The sequence below is a fragment of the Haloferax gibbonsii genome, from assembly GCF_001190965.1.
Taxonomy (GTDB): Archaea; Halobacteriota; Halobacteria; order Halobacteriales; family Haloferacaceae; genus Haloferax; species Haloferax gibbonsii.
Genome location: NZ_CP011947.1, coordinates 1,702,803 through 1,716,677 on the forward strand (window position 1 = coordinate 1,702,803; position 13,875 = coordinate 1,716,677).

Below are 13,875 nucleotides of genomic sequence, written 5' to 3' on the forward strand. Positions count from 1 at the left end.
CGACTCCCCGGGACCGCTTCTCGCCGACCGCCTTTCGCCGACCGCTATCCGGCCGAACCCCTTCGTTTCGCCTGCAACGCGGCGACTGTCCCGAGTTTCGACGCGTCAGTCGCGTTCGAGTCGCTCGCGGCGGCGGTCGAACTCCTCGTCGTCGATGTCACCGCGGGCGTAGGCCCGGCGGAGTTCGTCGAGCGCGTCGTCGCTCCCGCCGCGCAGGGCGCGGAACAGGAGGACGCCGCCGCCGACGACGGCCGCGAGGACGAGCAGTTGGCCGAACAGTCCCATCCCCCACATCCACCACGGGACGGTCCCGCCGGTTCCGCCGTGCATCCACGTGTCGTGCATCCAGCCGCCGCCCCACCCCATCGGCATGCCGCCGCCGAGGCCGGCCATCCCGAAGAGGACGGGGAGCGCGAACAGCGCGGCCAGCGCGAGCAGGACGATGCCCGCGAGTCGCGTCGAGTCGTTTGTCGTCGTCATGGTGTTCACCGAGGCGGTGGTGTCCGCCCCACAGGTGTCAGTACGCGCTCCACGTTTAGGTCGATTGTCGCTTCGACGCTTCGGGTCCGACGGGGATGAAGGTTCGATTTCGTCGGTTTGTCCTCGCCCGAACTTTGGAATCTTCGACGCGGGCGAGTCCGACGGTCGGTCGGACCGCGGCTCGTGATTCCGAACCGACAGTTGTCGGTTCATACTTGAACCTCGCTCTCTTCTCGCCGGTATGCCTGGTCGGTTGACTGTCCTCGTCGTCAGCGAGGACGCCGCCGTTCGCGAGCGTCTCGCGACCGAGCTCCCCGATTCGATCGGCGACGCGACGACCGACGTCCGCGTCTCGGCCGTCGACGACCTCGACGCGGTCCACGCGGAACTCGAACGCGCTCGTATCGACTGTCTCGTCGTCTCCACTGGGATCACGGACTCGGAGGGTCAGCCGCTCGTCTCGAAGCTGCGGGTCGACGGCGTTCCGCTCGTCTCGTTCGAGCGGCCCGCCCCCGACGAACACGACCTCGACAACCTCGGCCGCGTCGTCTACGACGCCGCCCGGAACACCGTCGGCTCGCTCGACCACCGCGCGCTCTTCGAGGCCGTCAACGTCGGTCTCGCGGTTCGAAACCTCGAAACGCTCGAACTCGTCGACATCAATCAGCACTACTTGGACATCCTCGGCGTCGGCCGCGCGGCGGTCATCGACACGAGTCCGACGCACGTGACCGCGGACCTCCCCGGCTACGACGACGAACGCGCCCTCGACGAGGTCGAGACCGCCCGCGAGGAGGGCGGGTCCGTCTTCACGTGGCCCATCGAGAACGCGTCGGGCGACACCGTCTGGATTCGCGTCAGCCTCACCGTCGCCGAGATCTCGGGGCGGGACCGACTCATCTCGACGGTCGAGGACGTGACCGAAGAGCGCCGGCGCGAACGCGACCTCGAGGCGTTCAAGGGCGCGGTCGACGCCGTCGACGCCGGCGTCACCATCACCGAGAACGACCGGCACACGTACGTCAACGAGACCGCGGCCGACATCTGCGGCTACTCGGACCCCGAGTCGATGCTCGGGACGGGCTGGGGCCACCTCCACGACGAGTCGGAGCTCGAACGGCTCAGAGAGACGATTCCGCCCGCGCTCGAAGCCGACGGCAAGTGGCAGGGCGAGGTGGCGATTCGCCGGCCCGACGACGAGCTCGTCCCGGTTCGGTTCTCCATCACGTCCCTCGAAGGCGACCGCAACGTCATCGTCTTCCAGAGCCTCTCCGAGCAGAAGGCGCGCGAGGACGAACTCGAACGGAGCCGGGACTTCCTCGAACGCACCCAGCGCATCTCGAAGGTCGGCGGCTGGGAGCTCGACCTCACGACCGACACGCTGGCGTGGACCGACCAGACCAAGCGCATCCACGAGGTGCCGCTCGACTACGAGCCGAACGTCGACGACGCCATCGAGTTCTACGCCGCCGAGGAGCGAGACCGGGTCCGCGAGCTGTTGGACCGCTGTCGGTCCGAGGGCATCCCGTGGGAAGACGAGTACCGACTGGTGACCGCGGAGGGGTCTGAGCTGTGGGTCCGCACCCGCGGCGAGCCCGTCATCCGCGACGGGCGCGTGGCGGCGCTCAGAGGGACGATTCAGGACGTGACCGCCCGCCGCACCCGCGAGCGCGAACTCGAACGGACGAACGCCGAACTGGAGGCGCTCAACCGAATCGTCCGCCACGACATCCGAAACGACATGGCCGTCGTCGTCGGCTGGGCGGAGCTACTCCGAGAACACGTCGACGGAGAGGGCGCGGACATCCTCTCGCGCATCCTCTCGACGGGTCGCCACACCATCGAGATAACCGAGGTCGCCCGCGACCTGATGGAGACGATGAGCGGCGGCGGCGTCGAGACGCGCCCGATGTCGCTCGTGAACGCCGTCGAGCGCGAACTCGCGGTCCGCCGCGAGGCGTTCCCGCACGCGACGTTCGAGGTCGACGGCGAGATACCCGACGTGGCGGTGCGCGCGAACCCGCTCATCGCGTCGGTGCTCGGTAACCTCTTCAACAACGCCGTCCAGCACAACGACGGCAGCACCGTCGTCACCGTCTCGGCGACCGTGGACGACGACGCCGACATGGCGGTCATCCGCATCGCCGACGACGGTTCGGGTATCCCCGACGCGCGGAAGTCGGTCGTCTTCGGGAAGGGCGAAAAGGGACTGGAGAGTACCGGCACCGGCCTCGGTCTCTACCTCGTCCACCAACTGGTCGACTCGTTCGGCGGCGAGGTTCACTTCGAGGACAACGAGCCGACCGGCACGGTCGTCGTCGTCTCGCTCCCGCTCGCGTCGGCGGACTGAGCCGACCGCGACGCTCTCAGACCGTGTCGGTCGGCTCGTGCGACTCGGCCATCTCGGTCGCGGCGGCCGCGTACGCCGCTCTCGTCTCCTCGTCGGAGACGCGGCCCAGTTCGTCCTCGGGCACGTCGACGGCGGCGTAGGTGTCGCGCACGTCGGACTCGAAACTCGTCAGCGAGCGCTCTTTGCGGTGGTAGCGCGTCCCGTCGGTGGTCGCGTACACGAGGATGATGATGTTCTGTTCGTCGTCCGAGTAGGTCCGTTCGACCAGCCACGTTCGCACGTCGTTCGACATGGTCGATAGTACGCGACGAACCGTGATACGTCCCCGGCCGATTCTCAGTCCTCGATGCCGAGCTCGTCGAGGAGCGTCTCCAGCGTGTAGCTCTGGAGCGCCCGGTGGCTGTCGCGCATCGCGGAGATGACGAACGTCGAGTTCGTCCGCTCGACCTCCGGCGTCGCCTCGAAGTCGCTGATGAGGCGCTCCACGCGGTCGGAGTCCGCGAGGTGGGCGACGACGATGAAGTCCGTCTCGCCCATGGTGAAGTAGAGCTGCGTGACGCCCTCTATCTCCAGCAGTTTGTTCCCGACTTCCTCGTACGACCCGCTGTAGTCCGCCAGCACCTCCACGACCACGGTGACGCCGAGTCCGAACGCCTCTAGGTCGATGTCGTAGAGGTCGTTCTCGATGACGCCGTCGTCCTTCAGGTTGTTCAGGCGGTAGTGGATGGTCGACACAGGGATGTCTGTCGCTTCGTGTAGCTTCTCGGGACTGCCCGTCCCGAGGTCCGCGATGGCCTTCAACAGGCGCACGTCGCGTTCGTCCATACCCTCTCGTTGCGGTCGGTGACGTAAGTCCTTGTTCTGTCCGCCGTTTTCGCCACCTCTCTCGCGCTCTCGAATCATCACGAATTATAGAGACTTTAGAACAGCAAAATCACGAATCATTCCTCTAAAATTCAATTCAAACCCAATCTCTTGTAGAAGGATTTAACAAGATGTGTCTCTGAGAACTGAAACAGATTCGACCATGACGCGAACCACTTGGAGAAACATTCCGACGACGCCCCTGCTTTTCGTCGCGCTCGCGGCGATGTGGGGCACCTCGTTCGTCGCCATCGAGGTCGGCTTGGAGTTCTTCCCGACGCTCTCTTTCGCCGCGCTCCGCTACGAACTCGCGGGGCTCGTGATGCTGGCGTACGCCTGCTACTCCACCGACCGCTGGCGACCCGAGACCAGAGACGAACTGCTCGCGACGGCCATCGGCGCGGTGTTCATCATCGCCGCCTACCACGGCCTGCTCTACCTCGGACAGGAACACGTCCCCGGCGCGGTGGCCTCTATCATCATCAGCCTCTCGCCCATCCTGACTGCGGTCTTCGCCTCGGCCATCCTCACCAAGGGGTCACTGGGGAAGACCGGGACGCTCGGCCTGTTCGCCGGTTTCGCCGGTGCCGTGCTCGTCGCCGACCCGGTCTCGGCGTTCTCGGGGTCCTCCGGGTCGGCGCAGGGACTCGGCATCGTCCTCATCTTCCTCGCGGCGGTGTCGTTCGCCCTCGGTGCGGTCCTCACCCGCCCGCTCCGGAGCGACCTCCCGGTCCAGTCGATGCAGGCGTGGTCGATGCTCGGTGGCGGTGTCCTGCTTCACGGCTGGGCACTCGTCCGCGGCGAGTCGCTTTCGACCATCGAGTTCGCCCCCGCCGGCATCGCGTCGTTCCTCTACCTGACGCTCGTCTCCGGCGCGGTGGCGTTCCTCCTCTACTTCGAACTCTTAGACCGCCTCGGGCCGACCGAACTCAACCTCATCGGCTACGTCGAGCCCGTGGTCGCGGCGCTCATGAGCTGGGCGCTCCTCGGACACGTCATCGACACGACGGCGCTCGTCGGCTTCGGAGCCATCTTCTTCGGCTTCGCGGCGATGAAAAAGGAGACGCTGGTGTCGGTCGCCGTCGCGGTCCGGCGGCGGGTCGCGGCCTGAAATCGGTCCGCGTTTCGAGTTCTGTTCTATGCTGTTCTCTTCGCTTATTCAGCTTCCGCGGGGATGCTTCCCCTGAGTCCGACCACCCGGGCCACGCTGTCGCGCTGGACCAAGATGAACCCCGAGAGGATGACCCCGAAGCCGAGGACGGTCGCCGGCGAGACGGACTCACCGAGGAACGCCCAGCCAGTGACGGTGGCGACGACAGGCATCGCGTAGGCGACGAGGTTGCCGCGGACGGGGCCGGCCTCCGCGAGGAGCGCGAAGTAGACCGGGTAGGCCGCGGCGGTCGCGGGCATGCCGACGTAGAGAATCGCGGCGACAAGTTCCGGCGACCACGCGACCTGCGCGATTGATTCGCCGAGACCGAGGCTGGCGGCGTGGATGCCGACGGCGGCGGCCGCCATCGCCCACGCGGTCTGCGGGAGCGTTCCGATAGAGGGGCCAACGCGCTTGAGCAGCACAGTCCCGAAGGCGACCGACAGCGCCGAACAGACGATGAGCGCCTGTCCGACGCTCCCGCCGCCGAGGACGCTCTCGGGGCCGACGATGACGACGACGCCGACGAGTCCGAGCAGGATGCCGGCGGCGTCGACCGCGGAGATGCGCGCGTCGTCGAGGAGCAAGACGGCGAACACCGGGGAGGCCACGGGCATGATGCTGTACATGACGGCGGCCGCGCCCGTCGTCGCGTGCTGCTGGCCGAGGAAGAGGAACACGTTGTTCGCTCCGAGGACGAACGCGGCGCTGGCGAGGATGCCGAGCGCGTCCGCGCGGGTCCGCGGGAGCCAGTAGCCGCCGCGGACGGCGACGAGCGTCAGGAGGACGACGGCGGCGACGTCGACGCGGAAGGCCGCAAAGAGCACCGGCGGGACCGAGCCGATGGCGGCCTTGATGCCGACGAAGGAGGTGCCGAACAGCACCGCGGCCGCGACGAAGAGGACGAGGGTCCGGTGACGGCTCACGCCACCACCTCCCGCGCTGTGGCCGGCGTTCGATTCGCCGGGTGAGCGCGGGAGGTGGAGTGCGGTCGACGCTCGGTGCGTGGACGGCGTAAGGGCGTCGTCTGTATCACAACACATCCTGCGGGTCCCGAAGGCATATGTCTAACGATTGGCTCTGTTGAAACACAATTCTAACATTCGAGACACGGATTCACACGATTCGTTGACTAAATCGGGATAGAAGTTCTCATGGGTGGTGTTGCCACGAACCGTCGGGCTCGCGCGGGCGGTCGCGCCGCTCGGGGCGTCGAACGGTCGTCGAAAATCGGGGGGCCGCGGTCAGTCGCGCTGTTCGGCTTCGACGCGGTCGGCGTGCTTTTCGAGGTCGGCCGCGAGGGTTCGAGCCTCCTCGGGCGACAGCGTCAGTTTGTCGGCGTGCGGCGGGAGCGCGTCGAGCTGCGTCCAGTCGAGTTCGAGTTCGAGGGTAATCTCGTCGGGGTGCTTCCGCGGCGAGGTGACGTTGCACACCGCGAACGCCGACTCCTCGAAGTCGTGACCCGTCGCCGACGCGTCGACGAGGTCCAGCGTCGTGTAGGCGTTGACCTTCAGGATTCGGTCTGGCATCTGTGAGTAGTGTATGGTGTCGTCGTAAATAGGTAGCGCGGCGGCGAGTCGTCACCGACGCGGGTCGGTCCCGAGACGGGCCCGCTCAGTCGTCGCTCGTGATGGGCGTGCCGTCACCGTGGGTCGGCGCGGGACTCGCGTCCATCGAGTCGTCTTCCGCGTAGGGGTACCACGTGCGCTTCGTGTTGTGCATCATCGGGTCCTCGTAGCTGGTCTCTTCGGGTTCGACCAGTTCGGCGAGGTCTTCCTCGTCCGTCCGGGCGACGAACTCGCGGAACGTCTCGTCGCCCTCGCGGCGCGCTTCGAAGTTCGCGAGTAGGTTCTTGATGGCACCCGGAACCTCGTCGACGGGGACGCGCTGGGTGACCCACTCGGCGAAGTTGGGGTTCTCGCCGAGACCGCCGCCGAGACCGATGTCGAGCGCTTCGACCGGCTCGCCGTCCTTGCGGGTCTTCATGCCCCGGAGGCTGATGTCCGCAATCTGCGGCTGGGCGCAGGAGGCCGTACAGCCCGAGAGGTGGATGTGGAAGTCCTCGACGCCCGCGGGGAGTTCGACGTTCTCCTTGAGCCAGCGGGCGTAGCGGACCTGCCGGTTCTTCGTCTCCACGATGGAGAGCGAACAGAACTCGGTGCCCGTACAGGCGATGGAGCCGCGCATGAACGGGTGCGGGTCGGGCGAGTAGTGGTCGAGGAGTTCCTCGTCCTGCAGCGCGTCGAGCTTCTCTTCGGGCACGTCGGTGATGATGACGTTCTGGCGCTGCGTGACGCGAACCTCGCCGGAGCCGTACTCGTCGGCGACGCGGGCGAGCTCTTTCGTCTCGTCGACGCCCATGCGGCCGACGAGGACGTTGAGCCCGACGTAGTAGTTGCCGTCGGCCTGCTCGTGGATGCCGACGTGGTCGGCGTGGCCGCCGTTGGCGTAGCCGGAGTTGTAGGAGTACTCCGAGCGCAGGTCTTCGCCGGCGGTCTCCAGTTCGAAGTCGACGAACTCCTCCTGGAGGACGTTGCGGAACTTCTCCGCGCCCCACTCGTCCATCAGGAACTTGATGCGGGCGTTGTAGCGGTTGTCGCGGTCGCCGTTCTCGCGGAACAGCGCGGAGATGGCTCCCGAGACCTCGGCGGCCTGCTCGGGCGTCACGAACACGTCGATGTCGCGGGCGAGCCGCGGCTCGTTCCGCGAGAGGCCGCCGCCGATGCGGATGTTGAAGCCCTTCGTCTCCTCGCCGTCTATCTCCTTGGTCGCGGGTTCGAGCGCGAGGTCGTTGATGTCGCCCTGTCCGCAGCCCTCGCGGCAGCCGGTGATGGAGACCTTCCACTTCCGCGGGAGGTTCGAGTGGTCGTCGTTGCCTTTGAACGTCTCGTTGAGCTCCATCGCGACGGGGAGCGCGTCGACGTGCTCGTGTTTGTCCTTGCCGGCGACGGGGCAGCCGACGATGTTCCGCCACGAGTCACCGCAGGCCTGCTGCGTCGAGAGACCGACCGATTCGAGCTTCTCGAAGATTTCCGGGATGTCCTCCAGTTTGATCCAGTGGAGCTGAATCGACTGGCGGGTCGTCCAGTCGACGTAGCCGTTGCCGAAGATGGGGTTCTCGGCCGGGCCGCGGGCGTACTCGTCGGCGACTTCCGCGACGACTTCGGTCTGGCCGGGCGTCAGCACGCCGTTCGGCGTCCCGATGCGCATCATGAAGTAGCTCTCTTGGCCGTTGCGCTGGTGGTACAGGCCCCACCATTTGAAGCGCTCGAACCAGGCGTCTCGCTCGTCTTCCGGGATGGTGTCCCAGCCCTGCTCGGCGAATTCGAGCAGGTGCTCTCGTATCTCGTTACCGTAGACCTCCGACTTCCAGCGTTCGACGTCCGTGGGCATTCGTATGAATGTCCATATACGTGCCCACGTAAGGCCCCGAGCGTACCGTCAACCCTTCCCGGTGCTGCCCAAAAGCGGAGAATGTTGCCTATTCGTCGTCGTCGCCGCGTCGAACCGGGAGGACGACCCGCTCGCGGTCGATATCGACGAATTCGCCCTCGCGGAGCCTCCCGACCGGAACCCAGCCGGGCACGCCCGCGTGGCCGCAGGCGATGCACTGGCCGTACACCTTCGCGGAGACGGTTCTGCCGTCCGCGCCGACGTCGAGGACGTTCTCGACGACGAAGTCGGGAAGCTCGCACCCACAGAATGACGGGTCGTCGAGCCGCCAGAGTTCGCTCACGCTCACTTCTCTGGCGTCGTTCACGGAGACCCACGCCCCGTCGTCGAGGACGCGTAGGGAGACGCTCATGGCTCACCCTCCGCGCTCCGGCTACCTATGCGGGGCGGCGCCCGCAATCCCCGCGGGGGAGCGCGACGCGTGGTTCGGTAGTCGTTCCGGCGTAGTCGTGCGATTGTGGCCGAAATCGGCCGTCAGAGGTAGGGGCAACCTGTTCCGGTAGCCGGGAGTGGGGGTACACATTACAGGTGCGGATTCCCTTATGCGGGTCCGCCCGGTACGTGGTGGTGATGAGTGACCACCGCACCGCCGTCCGACAACACGCCTCCGCCGACGTCGCCCCAGAGCTGTTCGAACCGTCACGGGAGGGCGACGCATGACCGGCGAGGCAGAACTCGAACCCGAACGCGACCGCGAGGCCGACGCCGAGGTCGAGTCGTCGACCGAGGCGGAGGAAGAAGACCCCACGGCTCACCTCAAAGACCTCGAAGACGGTGCGGGCTGTACCGAAATCTGGTCGCACCTCTCGGAGTCCCGCGAGGAGTAACCGCCCGTCGACCGGCCGCTGACCATCTACCGCCCGCCCGTAATCGGTCGGCGTCGGCGTATCCCCGCCCCGGCCGTCCCTCGTTTGCCGGCCTCCAGCCGCTCGCCCGTGTTCCGCCCAGCGACCGGTCGCGCGCGAATCTCGCCTCTCGGGGGGACGTTTTTAAGCCAGAACGCGTTACCGATTCGTAGATGACGAACGACGAACGCCGACGAACGACTGAGGTCCCGGCCGACCGACGGGAACCGGTCGGTGAACCGGTCGTCCGCGGCGACCCCGCCGTCACGGGCGACCGCGCCCGCGAGGCCGTCGGCTTCGACCCCACCGACCCCGACAGCCTCGCCGAGGCCGCCAGAACGGTCCGCTCGTTTTCGGAGTCCACCGCCGGCGACGACGACCACGTGTTCATGCTCCGCGGCGCGGCCGCCTGCGCCGCGCTCGTCCGCGGCGTCGGCTCCTACAAGCGCGCCGCCGAGCGCGCCGGCGGCGACGTGTCCGTCTCCTTCATCCGCAAGTGGGCCCGCGTCCACGATCTCCCGCAGTCGGTCCGCCGGCACGTCGCCCGCGGTAGAATCGCTCCCACGGCCGCAAAGCACATCGCCCGCGTCTCCGGCGACGCCAGACTCCACCTCGCGTGGGCCACGCTCGACGCCGGGTTGACCGTCCGCGAGGTCCGTCGCCTCGCCAGCGAGGTCAACGACGGCACGCCCGTCGTGGACGCGCTCTCGGCCCACGGCGTCGATATCGGCACGCTCGAGGTGACGCTCCCGGCCGACGTCTACCTCGAACTCCGCCGCCGCGCCTCGCTCGAAGACGCCGCCCCCGGCGACGTGGTCGCGGACGCCCTCGACGACTACCTCGACTGAAGAAAGCGCGTCGCCGTCTCCCGAATCACGTCCCGCGCGACCCCGACTTCTTCCCACTCGACGGTCTCGTCAGGGAAGTGCGCCTGGTCGATGTCGCCCGGTCCGAACAGCACCGTCGGGATGCCCGCTTCGACGTAGTGCCGCGAGTCCGCCCCGTAGGTCACGCCGACCGGTTCGTCGTCGCGGCCGTCCGCCCGCAGCGCCCCGCGCAACGACTCCACGACCGGTTCGTCGGCGTCGATTTCGGCCGGCTCGAACTGCACCGAAAAGCGCTCGAACACCGGCGGGTGCGCCGAGAGCCATTCGTCGTCGGCGACGACGCGCGCCAGCCGTTCCTCGAACGCGGCTTCGACCTCGGCGACCGTCTCGCCCGGCGCGACGCCGAGTCGCCACTCCGCGGTGAGCGTCCCCGCGACGCTCGACGCCCACGTCCCCGCCTCGACGCGGCCGACGCAGACGGGCCACGGAATCGGGTAGTCGAAAAGCGGGTGGGTGACCGCGTCGGTCCGCTCCGATTCGAGGTCGAAGAACGCTCCGCGAATCGCCTCGAACTTCTCGATGACGTCCACTCCGCGCCAGCGCGAGGCCGCGTGCGCCGTCCGCCCGGTCAGGCGGAGTCGCTTCATGACCGAGCCCTCGGTGGCGACGACCGGCTTGAGCCGCGTCGGTTCGGCGACGAGCGCGGCGTCTCGCTCGAACGGGTAGGGGGTGTCGAGCGCGGCCGCCGCGGCCCCGATGCCGCCTTCCTCCTCGCCGACGACGCTCTCGACGACCACTCGTCCGTCGAGGTCGAGGTCGCCCGCCTCGACGGCGTCTCGGAGGTCGAGCGCGGCGAAGACGCACGCCGCGAGCCCCGCTTTCATGTCGGCCGCGCCGCGGGCGCTGACGGTGCCCGCGTCGTCGTCCCAGCCGGGTAAAAACGGGTCGTGGGTCCACAGTTCCCTGTCGGCGGGCACCACGTCGACGTGGCCGTTGAGGACGAGCGTCCGGCCCGCGTCGGGGTCGCCGAACTCGAACGCGCCGGCGACGCTCGGGCGGTTCGCCGCGTCGATGTCGTCGGGGTCGTCGGGAAACGACGGATGTTCGGCCAGGCGCGCCGGGTCGGCGGTCCACTCGTAGGTGTCGAAGCCGAAGTCGTGTAGCCGGTTTTTGACCCACTGCTGGGCCGGGGCCTCGGCGCGGGCGACGCTCTCGAACCGGAGCAGGGTGTCCGCGAAGTCGCGCAGGTCCATATTATGGGGGACGGCAACAGGGTACAAAGCAGGCGGGGGCTGTGAAAATAAACGCTTATCAGTATCCCCACTTAAAGAAACTCCGAGGGCTGGTAGCTCAGTTAGGCAGAGCGTCTGGCTTTTAACCAGACGGTCGGGGGTTCAAGTCCCTCCCAGCCCGTTTCTGCGACGGACTTCGTGCGGAGTGCAACGGCTCTGGAGTCGTCGAATCTGGTGGCGAGTCGCGCGGAACGTAAAGCTACGCTTCGCTATCCTCACCGGTCGCGTCGTCTTCTCGCTGCCTGATTTCCGCCTCCACCGGCGGCTCGAGACTGATGAGCTCGTAGAACTCCCCGTCTTTTCGAAAGCCGAGCACCACCTCGTCGACCCCCGTCGCCTCGTCCAAAGTTAGCGTTAGATACTCTTCTGCCACGTCTGGTAGCCCCCCGAAACGTGTTACTCATCCAACCACACAAATGTTCTGGCAGACGCACAGTTCCGTGCGAAATTCGGACACGGCCGATAACCGTCGCCCCGTGTTCATGCGAGAATCCTCGGAACTCGCGAATGGGACGTGCAGTTCGCCCACACTGCTGACGCGTCCCCGCGCGGGCGACACTGTGCGCTCACGTCGTCGGCGCAGTCGGTCGCAGTCCGGAAGCGGCGAACATCCTCCGCCCCGTGGCAGCCGCCGACGGGTGGCAGGGGGCGACCGAGCGCCCGAAGACGTTCGCGACGGAACCGGCGAGTCCGACGTCCGCACCGACAGCGCGTCCGGGCAGGCCACGCTCGCTCAGGTCGGTTGCGGCCGCCCGCGGCTCTTGGGGTTATTCGAGGTCGAGGAGCGTCGCGGCCTCGTCGAGGAACTCCGCGTAGACCGACATCGCGTCCTCGATGGGTTCGGGCTCGGTCATGTCGACGCCGGCGGTTCGGAGCACGTCGAGTGGGTACTCGCTGCCGCCGAGCGCGAGCGCCTCGCGGTAGTCCGCAGCGGCGGATTCGCCCTCCTCGCGGATGCGCTCGACGATGGCCGCCGCCGCGGAGATACCCGTCGCGTACTGGTAGACGTAGTAGTTGTAGTAGAAGTGCGGAATACGCATCCACTCGCGGGCGATGCGGTCGTCGGTCGCCGCGGGCTCGTAGTACGCCGCCTTCAGGTCGCCGTACAGCTCGTCGAAGCGGTCGGGCGTGAGCGCGCCGTCGTCCTCGATTATCTCGTGAATCTGGAGTTCGAAGTCGGCGAACATCGTCTGGCGGAACAGCGTCGAGCGGAACCGTTCGAGGTACTCGTCGAGGACGTGCGTCCGGAGCTCGTCGTCGTCGACGTTCTCCAGGAGGTACTCGGTCAGGAGCGTCTCGTTGACCGTGGAGGCGACCTCGGCGGTGAAAATCTCGTAGCTCGCGTCGTGCCACGGCTGGGCGTCGTTGGCGAGTTCGGAGTGCATCGAGTGACCCAGTTCGTGGGCGAGCGTGAACATCGACGCCGCGTCGTCCTGGTAGTTCATCATGATGAACGGCTGGGTGTCGTAGGTGCCCGCGGAGTACGCCCCGGAGCGCTTGCCGCGGTTCTCGTACACGTCGACCCAGCGGTCTTCGAGCCCCTCGGCCATCCGTTCTTGATACGCCTCGCCGAGCGGTTCGACGGCCTCGACGATGTACTCCTTCGCCTGCTCGTACGGAATCTCGGGGCCGTGGTCGCCGGTGAGAGACACGTACAGGTCCCACATCCGGAGTTCGTCCGCGCCGATGGCCTCGCGCTTCAACTCGGCGTGGCGGTGGAGGTGCCCGAGGTTGTCGCGGACGGTGTCGAGCAGGTTGTCGTACACCTCGACCGGGACGTTGGGGCCGTCGAGGGCGGCCTCGCGGGCGGTCTCGTAGTCGCGGATGCGCGCGGTCTTCACGTCCTTCTTGACGCTGTTTTTCAGCGAGGTGCCGACGGCGTTGCGCACGTCGGCCCAGCGGTCGTAGAACTCCTCGTGGACGGTCCGGCGGAACTCGCGGTCGGGGTGCTTCTGGAGCTTCGTGAAGTTGCCCTGCGTGATTTCGACCGACGTCCCGTCGGGCTTTTCGACGGTCGGGAACTCGAGGTCGGCGTTGGCCAGCATGGAGTAGATGTCGCTGGACGCGCCGGTCACGTCAGAGAGGTCGGCGAGGACCTCTTCGACCTCCGCGGAGCGGGTGTGTTCTTTCGTCCGGAGCACGTCGTCGAAGTAGTGCTCGTAGGCGTCGAGTTCGGGTTCTTCCTCGACGAACTCGGCGACGCCGTCGCGGCCGAGTTCCTGCAGTTCGGGGTCGAGGTAGCTGACCGCGCTGCGGGCCTTCGACGCCAGCGCCTCGGCGCGGCCGGCCTGCGCCTGGTACTCCTGGTTCCGGGTGTCCTGGCTGCTGCGGAGGTTCGCGTAGGAGACGACCATCGACACCTCGCGGAGCACCGACTCCATCGTCTCGAGGAGTTCGAGGAGGGTCTCGGGGTCCTCGGTGGCGCGGCCCTCGTAGCTCGCCAGCTCGGGAACGCGCTCTGCGACGTCCTCGTACGCCGCCTCCCACTCCTCGTCGGAGGCGTAGATGCTGTCGAGGTCCCACTTGTACTCCTCGTCGATGTCGCTCCGCTCGGGAACCGAACTCATGTCGGGTGATTCGACGCACGCGCGGGTGGTAAGCCTTATCAATCGAC

Annotated in this window: 14 protein-coding genes and 1 tRNA gene; 5 read left to right on the forward strand and 10 right to left on the reverse strand. The window is 67.3% G+C overall.

Annotated elements, in window-relative coordinates:
* Positions 1-105: 105 nt before the first annotated feature.
* Complete coding sequence (locus ABY42_RS08860) at positions 106-480, reverse strand: SHOCT domain-containing protein (protein ID WP_004976445.1); 375 nt, start codon at positions 478-480, stop codon at positions 106-108.
* A 241-nt stretch (positions 481-721) separates the two neighbouring features.
* On the opposite strand from ABY42_RS08860, the gene ABY42_RS08865 reads away from it, so the two are divergent.
* Positions 722-2,830, forward strand: coding sequence for a PAS domain-containing sensor histidine kinase (locus tag ABY42_RS08865; RefSeq protein WP_050459229.1), 2,109 nt, complete (start codon positions 722-724; stop codon positions 2,828-2,830).
* Between the two features lie 16 nt (positions 2,831-2,846).
* On the opposite strand, the gene ABY42_RS08870 is transcribed toward ABY42_RS08865, so the two are convergent.
* Together ABY42_RS08870 and ABY42_RS08875 are read right to left on the reverse strand one after the other, a co-directional pair.
* On the reverse strand, positions 2,847-3,122 hold the full coding sequence (locus ABY42_RS08870; RefSeq protein ID WP_004976443.1) for a hypothetical protein: 276 nt from the start codon (positions 3,120-3,122) through the stop codon (positions 2,847-2,849).
* A 44-nt stretch (positions 3,123-3,166) separates the two neighbouring features.
* Positions 3,167-3,655 (reverse strand): Lrp/AsnC family transcriptional regulator, encoded by a 489-nt coding sequence (locus ABY42_RS08875; RefSeq protein ID WP_004976442.1) that lies wholly within the window; start codon positions 3,653-3,655, stop codon positions 3,167-3,169.
* Between the two features lie 202 nt (positions 3,656-3,857).
* Here ABY42_RS08875 and ABY42_RS08880 point away from each other — a divergent pair, with 202 nt between their 5' ends.
* Complete coding sequence (locus ABY42_RS08880) at positions 3,858-4,805, forward strand: DMT family transporter (RefSeq protein ID WP_050459230.1); 948 nt, start codon at positions 3,858-3,860, stop codon at positions 4,803-4,805.
* 44 nt (positions 4,806-4,849) lie between these two features.
* Here the strand turns inward: ABY42_RS08880 and ABY42_RS08885 are convergent, their stop codons facing one another.
* The 4 genes from ABY42_RS08885 to ABY42_RS08900 form a co-directional block, all read right to left on the reverse strand.
* Positions 4,850-5,770, reverse strand: coding sequence for a DMT family transporter (locus tag ABY42_RS08885; RefSeq protein WP_050459231.1), 921 nt, complete (start codon positions 5,768-5,770; stop codon positions 4,850-4,852).
* Positions 5,771-6,088: 318 nt separating this feature from the next.
* Positions 6,089-6,373: a DUF6360 family protein gene (locus tag ABY42_RS08890; RefSeq protein ID WP_004976438.1), complete on the reverse strand. Its 285-nt coding sequence runs from the start codon at positions 6,371-6,373 to the stop codon at positions 6,089-6,091.
* Positions 6,374-6,458: 85 nt separating this feature from the next.
* Positions 6,459-8,237: a nitrite/sulfite reductase gene (locus tag ABY42_RS08895; RefSeq protein ID WP_050459232.1), complete on the reverse strand. Its 1,779-nt coding sequence runs from the start codon at positions 8,235-8,237 to the stop codon at positions 6,459-6,461.
* 88 nt (positions 8,238-8,325) lie between these two features.
* Positions 8,326-8,649, reverse strand: coding sequence for a hypothetical protein (locus ABY42_RS08900; protein ID WP_004976436.1), 324 nt, complete (start codon positions 8,647-8,649; stop codon positions 8,326-8,328).
* A gap of 304 nt (positions 8,650-8,953) precedes the next feature.
* On the opposite strand from ABY42_RS08900, the gene ABY42_RS19800 reads away from it, so the two are divergent.
* Positions 8,954-9,124 carry a hypothetical protein gene (locus ABY42_RS19800; RefSeq protein ID WP_008096575.1) on the forward strand — a complete coding sequence of 57 codons (171 nt, stop codon included), beginning with the start codon at positions 8,954-8,956 and terminating at the stop codon, positions 9,122-9,124.
* A gap of 191 nt (positions 9,125-9,315) precedes the next feature.
* Positions 9,316-9,990, forward strand: a complete 675-nt coding sequence (locus tag ABY42_RS08905) for a DUF7119 family protein (protein WP_004976434.1) — start codon at positions 9,316-9,318, stop codon at positions 9,988-9,990.
* Here the strand turns inward: ABY42_RS08905 and ABY42_RS08910 are convergent.
* Positions 9,978-11,222 (reverse strand): M20/M25/M40 family metallo-hydrolase, encoded by a 1,245-nt coding sequence (locus tag ABY42_RS08910; RefSeq protein ID WP_050459233.1) that lies wholly within the window; start codon positions 11,220-11,222, stop codon positions 9,978-9,980. The genes ABY42_RS08905 and ABY42_RS08910 overlap by 13 nt on opposite strands.
* Before the next feature lie 86 nt (positions 11,223-11,308).
* On the opposite strand from ABY42_RS08910, the gene ABY42_RS08915 reads away from it, so the two are divergent.
* A tRNA-Lys gene (locus ABY42_RS08915) sits at positions 11,309-11,382 on the forward strand.
* A 78-nt stretch (positions 11,383-11,460) separates the two neighbouring features.
* Here ABY42_RS08915 and ABY42_RS19360 read toward each other — a convergent pair.
* Both ABY42_RS19360 and pepF read right to left on the reverse strand, forming a co-directional pair.
* Positions 11,461-11,634, reverse strand: a complete 174-nt coding sequence (locus ABY42_RS19360) for a hypothetical protein (protein WP_156224364.1) — start codon at positions 11,632-11,634, stop codon at positions 11,461-11,463.
* Between the two features lie 394 nt (positions 11,635-12,028).
* On the reverse strand, positions 12,029-13,828 hold the full coding sequence (gene pepF, locus ABY42_RS08920) for an oligoendopeptidase F (protein ID WP_004976432.1): 1,800 nt from the start codon (positions 13,826-13,828) through the stop codon (positions 12,029-12,031).
* Positions 13,829-13,875 lie beyond the last annotated feature (47 nt).